General features: G+C 70.5%; 1 protein-coding gene. It reads left to right on the forward strand.

Annotated elements, in window-relative coordinates:
- Nucleotides 1-482: hypothetical protein (locus tag ACFXIV_RS47910; protein WP_379421539.1), on the forward strand; the 482-nt coding region annotated here is incomplete at both ends.

Here is a 482-nt window from a genome sequence, read left to right on the forward strand (position 1 = left end):
AAGACCGCCACGAAGGTCCGGAACCTGGAGACCCGCCTCGGCTCGTTCTTCGCCGGCGACGTCCTGGACTACCTCCGCGACGAGGTACCCGACGAGGCGCCCGTCGTCATGTTCCCGCCCTTCTACGCGTCGGACTACCAGGCGCAGTTCGCGCCGATCGACGCCGCGTTCTCCTGGCCCGAGCCGTCGTTCAACGAGCTGACCGAGGACGGCAAGGAAGAGATCATCCGCCTGGTGCAGGACCGGCCGCACTGGGTGCTGGGCCTGCACATCGAACGCCCGGAGCTGCGGCACCGGCTCGCCGGCGTCGTCCAGACCGCGAACCGCGGCCTGCCGATCTACGTGTACGCCGCCGCCGGTCCGCGCCGCATCGTCCGCCCCCGCCAGCCCGTCGAGCCGATCCCCATGCCGAAGATCGGAGTGGGGGAGGAGCTGGGCGACAAGATGACGCTGCACGTCCTCACCGGCGGCCAGTTCGCCGG

Origin of the sequence: Nocardia sp. NPDC059236 (genome assembly GCF_042754085.1) — a bacterium.
In the GTDB taxonomy this organism is placed as follows: Bacteria; Actinomycetota; Actinomycetes; order Mycobacteriales; family Mycobacteriaceae; genus Nocardia.